General features: G+C 40.0%; 1 protein-coding gene. It reads right to left on the minus strand.

Annotation, left to right across the window (positions count from 1 at the left end; translation table 11 throughout):
- The coding region (locus BTW00_RS13755; protein ID WP_218609029.1) for a flagellin hook IN motif-containing protein at positions 1-275 on the minus strand (275 nt) is incomplete at both ends.

Genomic DNA, 275 nt, shown 5'->3' on the forward strand with positions numbered 1-275 from the left:
AACCAAGCGAAAGTCATTATCACCAACCTTGATTACTGATGCTCTTACGCCTGTATCATTAGTAACACCGTTTATTGCACCAGCAATATCATTCAAGGACATATCAGAAGAGATAGAAATATCTTTTGTTGTACCGCCAGACACACCTAGCGTAATTGTGTCTGTAATTCCTTGAGCTGCAGCAGAATCAACAACATTACCAGAAGAAATTTTATTGGCTGTAGCTATCTGCAATACCTCTATCTCGTACACACCAGATGCAGCAGAGTTTGTTG

It is taken from the genome of Psychrobacter sp. C 20.9, from assembly GCF_001921765.1.
Lineage (GTDB): Bacteria > Pseudomonadota > Gammaproteobacteria > Pseudomonadales > Moraxellaceae > Psychrobacter > Psychrobacter piscatorii_B.